General features: G+C 72.2%; 12 protein-coding genes. 3 read left to right on the forward strand and 9 right to left on the reverse strand.

The genetic code is table 11. The features are described 5' to 3' along the window. Positions 1-8: 8 nt before the first annotated feature. From ACFPIJ_RS20320 to ACFPIJ_RS20340, 5 genes are all read right to left on the reverse strand, one after another. Positions 9-1,412 carry a flavin-containing monooxygenase gene (locus ACFPIJ_RS20320; protein ID WP_380116718.1) on the reverse strand — a complete coding sequence of 468 codons (1,404 nt, stop codon included), beginning with the start codon at positions 1,410-1,412 and terminating at the stop codon, positions 9-11. 366 nt (positions 1,413-1,778) lie between these two features. After that, positions 1,779-2,453: an endonuclease/exonuclease/phosphatase family protein gene (locus tag ACFPIJ_RS20325; RefSeq protein ID WP_380116719.1), complete on the reverse strand. Its 675-nt coding sequence runs from the start codon at positions 2,451-2,453 to the stop codon at positions 1,779-1,781. Beyond that, positions 2,450-3,394 (reverse strand): ROK family glucokinase, encoded by a 945-nt coding sequence (locus ACFPIJ_RS20330; protein ID WP_380116720.1) that lies wholly within the window; start codon positions 3,392-3,394, stop codon positions 2,450-2,452. Before ACFPIJ_RS20330 ends, ACFPIJ_RS20325 begins: the two co-directional genes overlap by 4 nt. Positions 3,395-3,420: 26 nt before the next feature. Next, the gene (locus ACFPIJ_RS20335; protein ID WP_380116721.1) at positions 3,421-3,801 is read right to left on the reverse strand and encodes a hypothetical protein; all 381 of its coding nucleotides are present in this window, start codon (positions 3,799-3,801) and stop codon (positions 3,421-3,423) included. Next, positions 3,798-4,244, reverse strand: coding sequence for an SRPBCC family protein (locus ACFPIJ_RS20340; protein ID WP_380116722.1), 447 nt, complete (start codon positions 4,242-4,244; stop codon positions 3,798-3,800). The genes ACFPIJ_RS20335 and ACFPIJ_RS20340 overlap by 4 nt, the downstream gene beginning before the upstream one ends. Positions 4,245-4,330: 86 nt before the next feature. Between ACFPIJ_RS20340 and ACFPIJ_RS20345 the strand changes: the two genes are divergently transcribed. Genes ACFPIJ_RS20345 through ACFPIJ_RS20355 form a run of 3 tightly spaced genes read left to right on the forward strand, consistent with a single transcriptional unit; the run spans position 4,331 to position 8,488 of the window. Beyond that, positions 4,331-6,151, forward strand: coding sequence for an AMP-dependent synthetase/ligase (locus ACFPIJ_RS20345; protein ID WP_380116723.1), 1,821 nt, complete (start codon positions 4,331-4,333; stop codon positions 6,149-6,151). A gap of 31 nt (positions 6,152-6,182) precedes the next feature. After that, complete coding sequence (locus tag ACFPIJ_RS20350) at positions 6,183-7,787, forward strand: sensor histidine kinase (RefSeq protein ID WP_417323600.1); 1,605 nt, start codon at positions 6,183-6,185, stop codon at positions 7,785-7,787. A gap of 32 nt (positions 7,788-7,819) precedes the next feature. Continuing rightward, entirely contained in the window at positions 7,820-8,488 is a 669-nt protein-coding gene (locus ACFPIJ_RS20355) for a response regulator transcription factor (RefSeq protein WP_033362529.1), read from the forward strand. A gap of 1,092 nt (positions 8,489-9,580) precedes the next feature. Here the strand turns inward: ACFPIJ_RS20355 and ACFPIJ_RS20360 are convergent. The 4 genes from ACFPIJ_RS20360 to ACFPIJ_RS20375 all read right to left on the reverse strand — a co-directional run bounded on the left by ACFPIJ_RS20360 (position 9,581) and on the right by ACFPIJ_RS20375 (position 13,695). Next, positions 9,581-10,720 (reverse strand): glycosyltransferase family 4 protein, encoded by a 1,140-nt coding sequence (locus tag ACFPIJ_RS20360; protein ID WP_380116724.1) that lies wholly within the window; start codon positions 10,718-10,720, stop codon positions 9,581-9,583. Then, positions 10,717-11,973, reverse strand: coding sequence for a M48 family metallopeptidase (locus tag ACFPIJ_RS20365; protein WP_380116725.1), 1,257 nt, complete (start codon positions 11,971-11,973; stop codon positions 10,717-10,719). Before ACFPIJ_RS20365 ends, ACFPIJ_RS20360 begins: the two co-directional genes overlap by 4 nt. Positions 11,974-12,004: 31 nt before the next feature. Beyond that, positions 12,005-12,226: a hypothetical protein gene (locus ACFPIJ_RS20370; RefSeq protein ID WP_380116726.1), complete on the reverse strand. Its 222-nt coding sequence runs from the start codon at positions 12,224-12,226 to the stop codon at positions 12,005-12,007. 71 nt (positions 12,227-12,297) lie between these two features. Then, positions 12,298-13,695, reverse strand: coding sequence for an NYN domain-containing protein (locus tag ACFPIJ_RS20375; RefSeq protein ID WP_380116727.1), 1,398 nt, complete (start codon positions 13,693-13,695; stop codon positions 12,298-12,300). Positions 13,696-13,709 lie beyond the last annotated feature (14 nt).

Below are 13,709 nucleotides of genomic sequence, written 5' to 3' on the forward strand. Positions count from 1 at the left end.
ACGGGTGGTCAACGGACCGCCTCCAGCTCGTGCAGGGACTTCTCCAGCTCCTGCAGGTACACGAAGTGGCTGACCTCGAACCAGTGCCGGGTCGAGTCGGTGACCTTGCCGGCGGTGAAGCGCCGGTCACCGTCCTGGCGCAGCTTGGCCCACAGCGCCTGCGCCCTGGCCGGCGACGCGTCCAGGACGCGCAGCCACTGGGCGATGAACACGGTCTGCCAGTGGGCGAGGGTGAACACGCCCGAGTCGGGCTGCAGCAGCCCGGCGACGGCGAGCGTCGGGTGGGTCCGCGACAGCATCTGCAGCGCCAGCCGCGGCCGGCCGGCGGCGTCGGTCGACAGCAGCTCCGGGGCGAGGAAGTCGAAGTTGGGCAGGTACCCGGTGGCGAACACGACCAGGTCCGGCTCGACCGTGCGGCCGTCGGACAGGACGACCTCGGTGCGTTCGAAGCGCTTGATGTCCGGCAGCGGCGTGATCCCGCCGTGCCCGAGGTAGTACGGCAGCTGGCTGTTGACCAGCGGGTGCATCTCGAGCAGGCCGTGGTCGGGCGCCTTCAGGCCGAACCGGGTCAGGTCGCCGACGGTCATCGCGATCGTGCGCTGCAGCAGCCACTGGCGCAGCCGGAACGGCAGCCGCATCGCCAGGATCCGGTCGTTGACCTGGTCGGCGGGTTTGCCGAGGGCGTACTTCGGTGCGTACCAGTAGCCGCGGCGGGTCGAGTGCCAGCACTTCGCCGCCTGCTGGGCCGCCTCGACCGCGATGTCGCAGCCGCTGTTGCCGGCGCCGACGACGAGCACCTTGCGCCCGCGCAGCTGGGCCGCGTCCTTGTACTGGCTGGCGTGGATCACCTTGCCGCGGAACTCGGCGAGCCCCTCGTATTCGGGCATCTTCGGCGACCAGTTGTGCCCGTTGGCGGCGACGACCGCGGCGTAGCGCATGGTGCGCGGCGCCCCGCCCCGCGAGCCCCGCACCGTCACGTCCCAGCGCGGCGGGCCGCCGTCGGGGTCGTCGGCGGGCTCGACCCGGGAGACGTCGGTGCCGAACCAGATGTGTTCCCGGAGCGAGAAGTGGTCCGCGTAGCGCTCGAAGTAGGTGAGCAGCTGCGAGTGGTGCGGGTAGTCGGGCCAGTCGTCCGGCATCGGGAAGTCCGGGAACTGGGTGAACGGCTTCGAGGAGATCAGGTGCGTGCTGGCGTAGACGGGGCTGCGGTCGTGCCGCCAGTTCCACCCGCCGCCGACGCCGGTCTCGCGCTCGTAGCAGTCGACGCCGAAGCCCGCCTCGCGGAGGTTCTTGATCGCGGCGAGGCCGGTGCCGCCGGCGCCGATGACGCAGACGGTGTCGCCGCGGTCGTAGACGGGCTCACCGTCGCGCCAGTGGGTCGCGCCGCCGGCCAGTTCGTCGAAGCTTGTCACCCGCGTCGTCTCCCCACTGCACCCACGCATGCTTTCGCGGCCAGATCCTCGTCCGCTCGGCGCTGGTTTGTCCAGTCCCGCACGTCACGCCGCCGCCGGAAGTTGACCTTGGACAATCCAACTGCCTATGACCAGTTGGATTGTCCAAGGTCAAACTGGCCGTCGGTTCGACCCCACATCCGGTCCCGCCCGCGGGCCTGATCACGACCGCAGGTCGTGTCGCGGCCGTCCACGGCCGCGGGCCTGATCACGACCGCAGGTCGTGTCCGCGCAGCTGGAAGCGGACCCGGCAGGGAGGCCGTTCACGGCCGACCGGTGGCTGACGGGAGCAGCGGCCGTGCCCACGACGGACCGGAGCAAATACCGTTATTCGGGCAGGTCGAGCTCCACGACGACCGGGAAGTGGTCGCTGGCGAGGCGGGCGGCCGGCGTGTCGACGACCTCGTAGGACAGCACGGTCATGCGGGGGTCGACGAAGACGACGTCGAGGCGTTCGCGGGGGGCGGCGCACGGGAACGTGTGGCGTTCGTCGGTGCCGGCGCTGTCGACGAGGCCGTCGGCCAGGGTCCGCCAGGCGGCGCCGCCGGAGTTCTCGTTGAGGTCGGCGGCGAAGATGATCGGCTCGGCCAGCTCAGACAGGTGCTGCTTGAGGACGGCGGCCTGGCCCGGGCGCTCGGTGGCGTCGGTGGACAGGTGCGAGCCGACCGCGGCGAACGTGGACCGCCCGACGCGGCAGCGGACGAACGCGGCGCCGCGCATGTGCCGGCCGGGCGTCAGCGGGAACCGGATGTCGAAGCCGTCGAACGGGCGGACCCGCAGGTTGGTCAGGATCAGGTTGCCCAGCGACGGCAGCCCGCCGCCGCCGACCACGAGCTCGAAGCCGCGGGCCAGGTCGGCCGACTTCTGCCGCCACCGGAAGCGGCGCGGCGCCTCCTGCAGGATGGCCACGTCGGGCGCGATCTCCCGCACCACCTGCGCGAGCGCCTTACGGTCGTCGCGCAGGCTGTGCAGGTTGTAGGACAGGACCCGCAGCTTGGTCATACGCGCGCCAGGTCGGCGGCTCCGACCATTCCCGCGACGTTGCCCAGGAGGGCGGGGCGGACCTCGGCGACGGGGAGCCGGCCGCGCTGGGCGAGCTGGTCCTCGTAGCTGGCCCGGGCCGGCTTCATGAGCAGGTCCCCGGCGTCGATGACGCCCCCGCCGACGACGATGACCTGCGGGTCGAGGATCTGCACGATGTCGGCGAGCGCGACGCCGAGCCAGCGGCCGACCTGCTCGAAGGCGCCGATCGCGACGGCGTCGCCGAGGCGGGCGGCCTCGGTGATCGCGTGGCCTCTGATCGCGTCGACGTCCCCGCCGACGAGGGCGAGGAGCTGCTCGGCGAGCTCGGGCCTCTCCCGCGCGTCGGCCTTCGCGAAACGGATCAGGGCCGGGCCCGCGGTGTACTGCTCGAGGCAGCCGTGCCGGCCGCAGCCGCAGGGGTGGCCGCCGGGGACCATCATCATGTGCCCGAGCTCCGCGGCGATGCCGTTGGTGCCGCGGACCAGGTTGCCGCCGATGACGATGCCGCCGCCGATGCCGGTGCCGACGGTGAACAGCACCATCGAGTTGTCGGCGTCGCGGCCGGCGCCGAACTGGAACTCGGCCCAGGTCGCGGCGTTGCCGTCGTTCTCCACCACGACCGGCAGCCCGACCGCGGCGGTGATCTTGTCGCGCAGCGGCTCGTTGCGCCAGGCCAGGTTGGGTGCGAACTGCACGATCGAGCGGGTGGCGTCGATCCAGCCGGCCGCGCCGATGCCGACCGCGTCGACGGGGTACCCCGCGGCCAGTTCCTGGATCACCTCGATGATCCGGTCGGCGGTCTGGGCCGGGTCCTGCGCCGGCGTGTCGCGCCGGGTCTGCGCGAGGACGTCACCGGCCGAGTCGACGACCCCGCCGAGCACCTTCGTTCCACCGATGTCGACTCCGATGGTCAAACCCACCGCGTCTGTCTCCTCTCGCGCAGGCGCTATGCCTCGGGATCAATCTTGGGCTTGACGGCCTTCTTGGCCATCGGTTTCGGCGACATCGGTGTCTCCGTGGTGGCGCTTTGCCAAACGTCTTCCGGCGGTTCCGGTGTTTCGGGTGTACTGGCCGGCTTCGGCTGCTGCTGCCCGAACGCGCGCAGGACCCCGGCGAGGCCTACGGCGAGGTCTCCCACGCCGGTGGCCAGGCGTTCCGCGAACTCGGGGTCGGGATCGCGGGCGGCCGCGATGGCCTTGCAGACCGGGCACACGCAGCACTCGGCCGAGCCGGTGGCGAAGCCGGCGGTGCTGTTCGCGGCGACCGACAGCGCGGCGAGCGCGGTCGCGACCAGGCGTTCTGCCTCCTCGCGCGGGTCGCGCGTCACGCCGCCGCCTCGACGCGCCGCTTGAGCTCCTTGAGCGCGGTGTCCATGATCATCTTCTCGGCCTTGCGCTTGAACATGCCCAGCATGCCGATCGCCAGCTCCACCGCCAGGGAATAGGTCACCGTGGAGGTGCCGTCCGCGTTGGCGGTAATGTCGTAGGAGCCGTCCTGCTGCTTCTGCATCTTCGACGGCGCGACCAGGCTCCACTCGATGCGGGTCAGGTCCTCGGCGTATTCGTACTGCAGGGTGTATTCGTCGGAGACCGGGCCCGAGTCCAGCACGAAGCTGACCTGACTCGCGTAGCCGTCCTCATACTCCTCGATCACCTCGACCGACTTCACCGCCGCCACCCACTCTGGGTATCGGGCGAAGTCGGCGATGACCTCGGCGATGCGCTCCGGGGGCGCGTCAATGACGATCGACTGCGTCGAAGTGTCGGCCATGCGTGGCAGGCTACCTCTGCGGTGCGCCTGGCGATCCGTCGGCAGGGTAGGTTCCCGAATACGGGTTGGAAACGAAGGAGTCCCACGTGCGCGAGTTCACCGTGCCCCCAGCGGTCACCGTCGGCGATCACGCCACACTGACCGACCCCGTGTGGGACAACGCGGTCGCGGCGCCGGACGCGGTGCAGTTCCAGCGGCACATCGCAGGCGAATGGCGGGACGTGACCTGCGGCCAGTTCCACGACCAGGTGCTGACCCTGGCCCGGGGCCTGCTCGCGGCGGGCGTCGAGGCCGGCCAGCGGGTCGCGCTGATGAGCAAGACGCGCTACGAGTGGACCCTCATCGACTACGCGATCTGGTCGGTCGGCGCGGTCACCGTGCCGATCTACGAGACGTCGAGCCCGGAGCAGGTCGCCTGGATCCTCGAGGACTCCGGCGCGGTCGCCGTCTTCGTCGAGACCGACGCGCACCGTGACACCATCGCCGCGATCCGTCTTCCCTCGGTCGAGCACGTCTGGCAGATCGACGGCGCTCCGGATGCGCGCAGCGCATCCGGAGCGCAGCGCGCAGCACCCGTTCCAGGGGGCATCGACGTGCTGGCGGCCGACGGCGCCGCGGTTCCCCGCGAGGACGTCGAGGCCCGCCGCGCCGCGACGAAGGCCGACGACCTGGCCACGATCATCTACACCAGCGGCACGACCGGCCGGCCCAAGGGCTGCATGATCACCCACCGCAACATGCTGTCCGACATCGTCAACGCGATCCCCGAGCTGCAGTCGCTGTTCCACCAGGGTGCCCGCACGCTGCTGTTCCTGCCCCTCGCGCACTCCTTCGCCCGGCTGATCCAGATCGGCGTGGTGCAGGCCCGCGCGACGATGGGGCACACCGCCGACACGAAGAACCTCGCGGCGACGCTGCAGAGCTTCCGGCCGACGTTCGTGCTGTCGGTGCCGCGGGTGTTCGAGAAGGTGTACAACACGGCCAAGCAGCGGGCGCACGCCGACGGCAAGGGCTCGATCTTCGACCGGGCGGAGCAGGTGGCGATCGCCTACAGCGCCGCCGCGAAGCCTGGCCCGCTGCTGAAGGTGCAGCACGCGCTGTTCGACCGGCTCGTCTACGGCAAGCTGCGGGCCGCGCTCGGCGGGCAGTGCTCCCGGGCGATCTCCGGCGGCGCGCCCCTCGGCGAGCGGCTCGCGCACTTCTACCGCGGCATCGGCGTGACCATCTTCGAGGGGTACGGGCTGACCGAGACCTCCCCCGCGACCAACGCCAACCGCGACACCGGCGCCCGGATGGGCACGGTCGGGCGCCCGCTGCCCGGCGTCACGATCCGCATCGACGACGACGGCGAGATCCTGGTCCAGGGCGACATCGTCTTCAAGGGATACTGGAACAACCCCGCCGCCACCGCCGAGGCGATCGACGGCGACGGCTGGTTCCACACCGGTGACATCGGTGAGCTCGACGACGACGGGTATCTGCGCATCACCGGCCGCAAGAAGGAGCTCATCGTCACCGCCGGCGGCAAGAACGTCGCGCCGGCCGTGCTCGAGGACCGGGTCCGCGCCCACCCCCTGGTCAGCCAGTGCATGGTGGTCGGCGACCGGCAGCCGTTCATCGCGGCGCTGGTCACCATCGACCCCGACGCGCTGCCGGCCTGGGCGTCGTCGCGTGGCAAGCCCGCCGACTTCCCGTTCGTGGACGACCCTGAGCTGCGCGCCGAGATCCAGACCGCGATCGACGACGCCAACAAGGCCGTGTCGAAGGCCGAGGGGATCAAGGTCTTCCGCATCCTGCCGCAGGACTTCACCGAAGCGACCGGAACGCTCACTCCTTCGTTGAAGGTGAAACGGAACGTGGTCCTGAAGGAGTACGCCGGCGACATCGCCGCCATCTACGAGCGCTGATGCTGTCACCTACGGTTGGGAGGGCCATTCGTTGACCGAGCTGACGGTGCTGGGCGACCGCCCTCGAAGTGCCGTGATCGCGGTTCGTGTCCTGATGCTCGCGCTGGTCGCGGCACTCCTGCTCATCGAGGGCATGCACACGGCCGAGCTGCTCTGGCTCGCCCTGCTGACCGCCGCGGCGGCGATCGCCACGGTCGCGCCGCCCGGCCACCGGGTCGCGCACCTCGGCCGCGCCGCCGAGGTGCTCGTCGTCGCCCTCGCCGCCTCGACCACCGACGACAACTTCCTGGTCTTCCTGCCGGTGCCCGTCATCGGTGCGGTCCTCGCCGGTGGGCAGCGCGCCGCCGCTGTCCTGCTGGGCGCCGCGGCCGTGGTCCTCGTCGTCAGCGGGGCGTCGGAGGGGGTCCTTTCCGACCGCGGCTACCTGGGCACCTGCCTGCAGTGGCTGGTCCTCGCCGGCGCCGGCGCCTACCAGGCGGCCGTCCTGCAGCGGGTGCTGCTGGCGCGGCGCACCGACGAGACGCCCCAGCCGTATGTCGAGGCGACCCGCCTGCTCACCCAGCTGCGCAGCGTCGCCCGGCAGCTGCCCGGCGCCACCCTCGACCCCGGCGGCCTCGCCGAGCACCTCCTGGACGAGGTCCGGGCCATGGTCCCGTCCTCCCGTGGCGCCGTGCTGTCCGGCAGCGGCGGCGGCCGGCTCGTCGTGCTCGCCCAGGCGGGCGTGGAGCGCCTCGACTGGGAGACCGCCCTGGACACCGAGAGCTCCGTCGCCGACGCGTGGGCCACCCAGCAGCCGGTCGTGTCCGGCCGCTCGCAGGCCCGGTCGGTCGCGCCGAGCCGCGACATCTCCTCGATGGTCGTCCCGCTCATCGCCGGGGTCCGCACCGTCGGGCTGATCGTCCTGGAGAGTGACAGCGCCGGGGCGTACCCGCCGCCGGTCCTCGCCCGGGTGACCGGCCTGACCGGCGCCGCCGCGCTGCGCCTGGAAGCGGCGCTGCTGTTCGACGAGGTCCGCTCCCTCGCCACCACCGAGGAGCGGCAGCGGCTGGCCCGCGAGATCCACGACGGCGTCGCCCAGGAGCTCGTCATGGTCGGCTACGGCATCGACAACGCGGTCGCCGCGCTGCCCGACGCCACCGCCGCCGAGGAGGAGCTGCGCATCCTGCGCGCCGAGGTCACCCGCGTCATCACCGAGCTGCGGCTGTCGCTGTTCGAGCTGCGCAGCGAGGTCGACCGGTACGGCGGCCTCACCGCCGCGATCGCCGACTACGCCCGCACCGTCGGCGCCTCCGCCGGCCTGCGGGTCCACCTTTCGCTCGACGAAACCACCGCCCGACTGCCCGCCGCGGTCGAGGCCGAACTGCTGCGCATCGCCCAGGAAGCCATCACGAACGCGCGGAAACACGCCGGCGCGGAGAATCTTTGGGTAACGTGCGCGGTCGATCCACCGTTCGCACAGGTAGAAATCTCCGACGATGGAAGCGGCATAGGTGAGAACCGCCCTGACGGACGCTATGGTCTTGCGATCATGGCCGAGAGAGCGGAACGTATCCGAGGCCGGTTGGAGATCACACCGCGCGTGCCGAATGGGACAACAGTGGCGGTTGTGCTCGGAACCGCACCGCGTGCGCGGTAGCGTGAAGGCACCAGAGGGAGAGAGCACCGGGAATGTCGACTACCGCGACGCCGACGACACGCACCAAAGTTCTGCTCGTCGACGACCACGATCTCATCCGCAGAGGCCTGCGGCACGCCTTCGAGCGTGACCGCCAGTTCGAGGTGGTGGGCGAGGCCGCGACGGCCGCCGAGGCGATCCGCCAGGCCGGCGCCCTGCAGCCCGACGTGGTCATCATGGACCTGCGCCTCCCCGACGGCAGCGGCCTGGAGGCGACCAGGGCCCTGCGCAAGACCAGCAACACCATGGGCATCGTCGTGCTGACCATGTATGCGGGAGACGACCAGCTCTTCGGCGCCCTCGAAGCCGGCGCGTCCGCCTTCGTGCCGAAGACCGCCCCCGCCGACGAGGTGGTCGCGGCGGCCCGGCACGCCGCTTCGGCGCCGTCCGCGTTCACCGCAGCGGACCTGGCCGAGGCGATGAAGCGCCGGCTCGCCCCGAGCGGCCCGCAGCTGTCCCCCCGTGAGGGCCAGGTCCTGCGCCTGCTCGCCGACGGCATGAGCGTCGCCGGCATCGCCAAGCAGCTGTTCGTCTCCGAGTCCACCGCGAAGACGCACATCTCGAAGCTGTACGAAAAGCTCGGCGCCGCCAACCGCGCCCAGGCCCTCATGACCGCACTGCGCCTCGGCCTCCTCGAAGCCCCCGACGCCCCGAAGTTCTGACCCTCCGGTTTTTCGATAGGCGCTGGCCGATCTGCCCCCAACCCCCAGAACGGCCAGCCTGTCGTTTCTCCACTCCGCACCCGGCCCGATGGCCCGCCCCACGGTATTGACCCTGATCGCGGCGACTTACCCCCGGAAATGCGTCGTGCCATTCCCCCTTTCGGGCACTTGCGCGCGAATCGTTTCGGTGCTGGTGCGCTTTTTCGCGGTCCGGCCTTCACCACGGTGACCACCAGATCCCGCGCCGGCGTCGGTGTGGGGCACGATGGGGCCATGCCGCTGGTCGAGGCGGGCCGGCTGTGCGGCGTCGGGGTGCTGGGATCGTCCGATTCGGCGGTCCCGATGTCCGGATAGAGCTCCTTGCGACCTTTTCTCTGCTCCCGGCGCGGACCTTCCCCGTGATCGAGGGCGCGGGCTGGCCGTCCGCGCGACCACAGCCATCCTTCGATCACGGCGGCACGATCACACAGTCCCTTGGCGGCCGGTCCGTGGCGGGGACGCGGCCTTGGTCCGGTCCCCGACGATCCTTCCGAACGCTTCGTCGCTTCGCGCACCGGAAGTTCCGCGTCGTCGACGCCAGTTGATCTCAGTCGTCCTCCGGCGACCCCACCGCTTCGTTCAAGAAGGCGTGCGGAAGATCCCAGGGCGCTGCTGTGCTCGTCACCGCGCGTCTGGCAGCTCCGCGTCGGACGATCGTCGTTCGAACCGTCGCAGTGTCGCAGTGATCGCCGTGAGACCCGAAGGCCGAGCTGGAGCACCGGCGTCGTCCTCGGTCCGCGCGACGCAGGACGGGAACGTCCGAGCCACGCCGCAGGTCGAAGGGTCACGCGGTGTGCTCCGGGGTGGTGGTGAGCAGGGCCGGAGGCGATCCGCCTGCGTCTCCCGCGCCAGTCCGACTCAACCCAAGCACGACCGGCAGCACCCATCCGCGCGACGCAGGACGGGAACGTCCGAGCCACGCCACAGGTCCAGGCGGTCGAAGGGTCAGGCGGTGTGCTCCGGCTCGACCCAGGCACGACCGGCAGCACCCATCCGCGCGACACAGAACGGGGGACGTCCGAGCCGCGCCACAAAGTCCAGGTGGTCGAAGGGTCAGGCGGTGTGGTCCGGGGTCGTGGTGAGCAGGGCCCGGAGGCGATCCGCCTGCGTCTCCCAGCGCCAGTCCGACTCAACCCAAGCACGACCGGCGGCGCCCATCCGCGCGGCGAGGGCGCGGTCGAGCAGGAGGGTCGTGATGCGGTCGGCGACGGCGGGCACGTCGCGGCCGGGGACGACGAAACCGGTCTCGCCCTCGCGGACGGCGTCGGGGGCGCCGCCCGAGTCACCGGCGACGACGGGCAGGCCGGTGGCGGAGGCTTCGAGGTAGACGATGCCGAGGCCCTCGACGTCAAGGCCGCGGCGGCGGGTGCGGCAAGGCATCGCGAAGACGTCGCCGGCGGCGTAGTGGGCGGGTAACTCGGCCCAGGAGACGGCGCCGGTGAAGACGACGTGGCGGTCGACGCCGGACTCGCGGGCGAGGCGCTCGAGGGTGGGACGATACGGCCCGCCGCTCACCATCAGCAGCGCGGCGTCGGGGACCGCGCGGTGGATCAGCGGCAGGGCGCGGATCAGCACGTCCTGGCCCTTGCGGGGCACGAGGCGGGAGACGCACACGATCACCGGGCGGTCGGCGAGGCCGTGCCGGGCGCGGACGAGGTGCCGGTCGACCTGCGGCGAATACGCGTCGACGTCGACGCCGGGAGCAAGGCGCTGCAGAGACGTGTGCCCGTCGAGGACCCGGGCGAGGCGGCTGCGCGTGTATTCCCCCAGGTACGTGACGACGTCGGCGCCCCGGCCGATGCGCCGCAGCAGGGTGCGGGCGCCGGGCAGCGCGGCCCAGCCGACCTCGTGGCCGTGGGTGAGGGCGATGACCCGCTCGATCCCGGCACGGCGGCGCAGGCCGTCGGCGAGCAGGCCGAGCGGGGCGGCGGCGCCGAACCAGACGCTGTCGCAGCCGCGGGCGCGGGCCAGCGCGGCGGCGCGCCGGGCGACGCCGGGCGTGGGCAGGAGCATGCCGGTCGGCTCGCGCACCACCTCGAACGGCTGCTCGGCGTCGAACTTCTCCGCGTCCCGGAACGTGGAGGCGTAGACGACGACCGAGCCGGCGGGCTGCCGCACGGCGAGGTTGTGCACGAACTGCTGGATCCCGCCGGGACGGGGCGGGAAGTCGTTGGTGACGAGCAGCGTGGTCATCGCTCGCCCCGCGCCCAGGCCCGTGCCTCCGCCATCCGCTCGACCGCGGTCGGATGGGACCCGAACAGGAACTGCTCGACCGGGTTGGGGTCGGGGTCACCGAGGTTGACCAGGGAGAGCCGGCCCTGCATGGCCTCGAAGCCGGCCGGGTCGCCGGTGAGCTGCAGGGCGTGCCGGTCGGCGCGGGCCTCGACGCGCCGCGACACGAACGCCTGCGCCGGGCCGGCGAGCAGGCCCGCGACGGTGGCGACGGCGATCAGCAGCGCGACGGCGCGGGGGTCGCCGATCGCGTCGACGCCGGCGCGGCGCAGCAGGCCGCCCCACGAGCCGAGCAGGTAGAGGGCACACACGGCGGCGGCCGCGCCGAACGCCCCGAGCAGCGTGCCGGTGAACACGTCGCCGTCCTTGGCGTGGCCGAGCTCGTGCGCGACGACCGACTCGACCTCCTCCTGGGGAGCCTTCTCCAGGAGGGTGTCGTAGACGACGATGCGGCGGGTCGGGCCGAGACCGGAGACATAGGCGTTGACCGCGCGGGTCCGGCGGGACGCGTCGGCGACGAGCACGTCACGCACGGGCACGCCGTCGCGTTGCGCCATGGCCATGAGCCGGGTCCGTTGCTCGCCCTCCGGCATCGGGGTGAACTTGTTGAAGACCGGCTCGACCAGGACCGGGAAGACGAAGGACAGCAGCACCGTGAGCAGCGCCGCGCCGGCCGCGCCCCACGCCCACCACCAGCGCGGCGCGAAGTGGGTGACGGTGAAGAAGCCGACGAGCGCAATCGCGCCGATCACCGCCCCGACGGCGTAGCTCTTGAGCATGTCGACGGTCCAGCCGGACCAGTCCTGGGTGGACAGCCCGTAGCGCCTGAGGATGGACTGGCGCCAGGCGGCGAGGGGCAGCGCCACGATCTCGCCGACGAACACCACCGCGAGGCCGCCGAGCAGCGCCCGGGCCAGCCAGTGGCCGCCGAACGGCCGGGACACCTGCTCGACGATCCACGCGCCGGCCGGGGTCAGGCCGAGCAGGATCGCGACGAGCAGGCCGAGGGCGAGGGACAGGTAGGTGCCGGGGCGCAGCGCCGCGTGGAACGCCCGGCCTCTGGCGACGGCGTCGGCCGGCAGCGTGTCGAGTGCGGCGAGCTGGTCGCCGCGCGGGGCCGGCGGCGCCGTCCAGGGCACCCGCAGTGCCGCAACCACCACGACCGCGACGAGCAGCACCGCGAGGGTGATCGCCGCCCATGCACGAGGGGACACGCCGCACCTCCTGGTGAGAAACTCCGCAAGCTTATGCGGCGCGGTGCCGCCCCGACCGGCGTGGTGCCGCCGTCTCGACGTGGGTGGGGTCGAGCACGGTGACCTCGAACCCGGCGCGCTCGAACACCTCGATCGCCCGGACCTCGGCCGCGCCGAGCTGGTGCAGCGCGGGCGGGGTGTCCAGCAGCAGGGTCACCACGCAACCGCCGCAGGCGGTGCCGCGCACTGAGCAGGTCTCGCAGTCGACGAGCATCGCTCCTCCTCCGTTGACCGTCCGTAGCTCCACGGTAAGCGGGGGGTACGACAAAAATGAGTTTCCGCAGGTCAGGACCGGGACAGGCGGCGTAGCAGGGTGTCGTTGCCCAGTGGGTACGCACCATGGCGCCGCACACCGTCGATGACCTCCTTGTCGGAGGAGATCACCACGATCGGCCGGCCGGCCGGCTCCGCCCTGACCAGGCGCCGGATCAGCTCGTCGGCGGTCTCGCCCTTCTTCGAGAACAGCACCCGCACGCCGCGGGGCGCCGGCGGAAGGCCGACGACCCGCTCGGCGCCGTCGAACACGACGGTGACCTCGGCCCTGGTCTGCGCGACCAGGCCGCCGACCCCGGCGACCAGGCGGTTGCGCTGCTGTTCGAGGGAGAGCTCGCCATAGCCCTTCTTGGTGACGTTGTACCCGTCGACGATCATGTGCGCCTTCGGCAGGCTCAGCAGCTGGTCGAGCCGGGCCGGATCGTCGGCGTCCAGGGCCCGGGCCGCGCCGGCGCCGTTGGCGTTCTCGGGCCGGTCGGCGTCGTGGTCGGCGACGAAGTCCGCCGGCAGCCGGTCGGTCGGGTCGAGGGCCAGCTCGCGGCGCAGCCCGACGGCGGCCTGCCCGATCGTCTCCAGCAGCAGCCACAGCCGGGCATCGTCGACCGCCCGGGCGTCCTTGGCGCTCTGCCGCTGGGCCCCGGCCGCGGTCTCCGCCTCGGCGAGCTTGGCCCGCATGCGGCGCAGCTCGGCGTCGTGGTCGGCGGTGGCCCGGGTGGCGCGGCCCTTCTCGCTGGCGAGCATGTCGGTCGCCTTGCGCTCCTTGGCCTGGCTCTCCCGCAGCGCCTTGCCCAGCGAGCGGACCTCCTCGCGGAGGCCGGACGTCTCGTCGCGGAGCCTGGCCAGCTCGTCGCGGAGCTTGTCGGCCTCGACCCGGGCGACGGCGCGGTCGTGCTCGGCCCGGGACAGGCGCTGCTCGACGTCGCGGATGCGCTCGGACGTGGCGGCGCCCTCCGCTTCGGCGCGGACCGTGTCGGTGGCGCGTTCGACCAGGTCACGCCATCCGTCGGGGCGGGCGAGATACGCCAGCGCGGCGACCTCCACCGGGTCGGCGGCCGGCGGCGCCACCCCCTCCAGGATCGACGCGCCCAGGTCACCGGCGTCGTTGACGACCCTGGTGGCGAGGCGCTGGCGCAGCAGCGGGTCACCGGACAGCTGCATCGCGATGACCGGGCCGCCGAGGCGGGCGCGCCGGTTCGGCGCGAACTTCGCGACCCGCCGCAGCGGCATCGGCAGCTCGTCGAGGGGCAGGCCGGTCATGGCACCGGCGGCAAGGGAGATCACCCGTTGGCGAACAGTCTCGGGCAGCACCGGCTCGATGCCGCCGTCGGAGTCGGGCAGGTCCACCTCCTCCGGCGCAGACGTCACCACGGCCTCGTCGTCGAGGTCGTCGGGAGCGTCGTGCGCGGGCATCACTCCAGTGTCGC

The sequence above is a fragment of the Dactylosporangium cerinum genome, assembly GCF_042653625.1.
Lineage (GTDB): Bacteria > Actinomycetota > Actinomycetes > Mycobacteriales > Micromonosporaceae > Dactylosporangium > Dactylosporangium cerinum.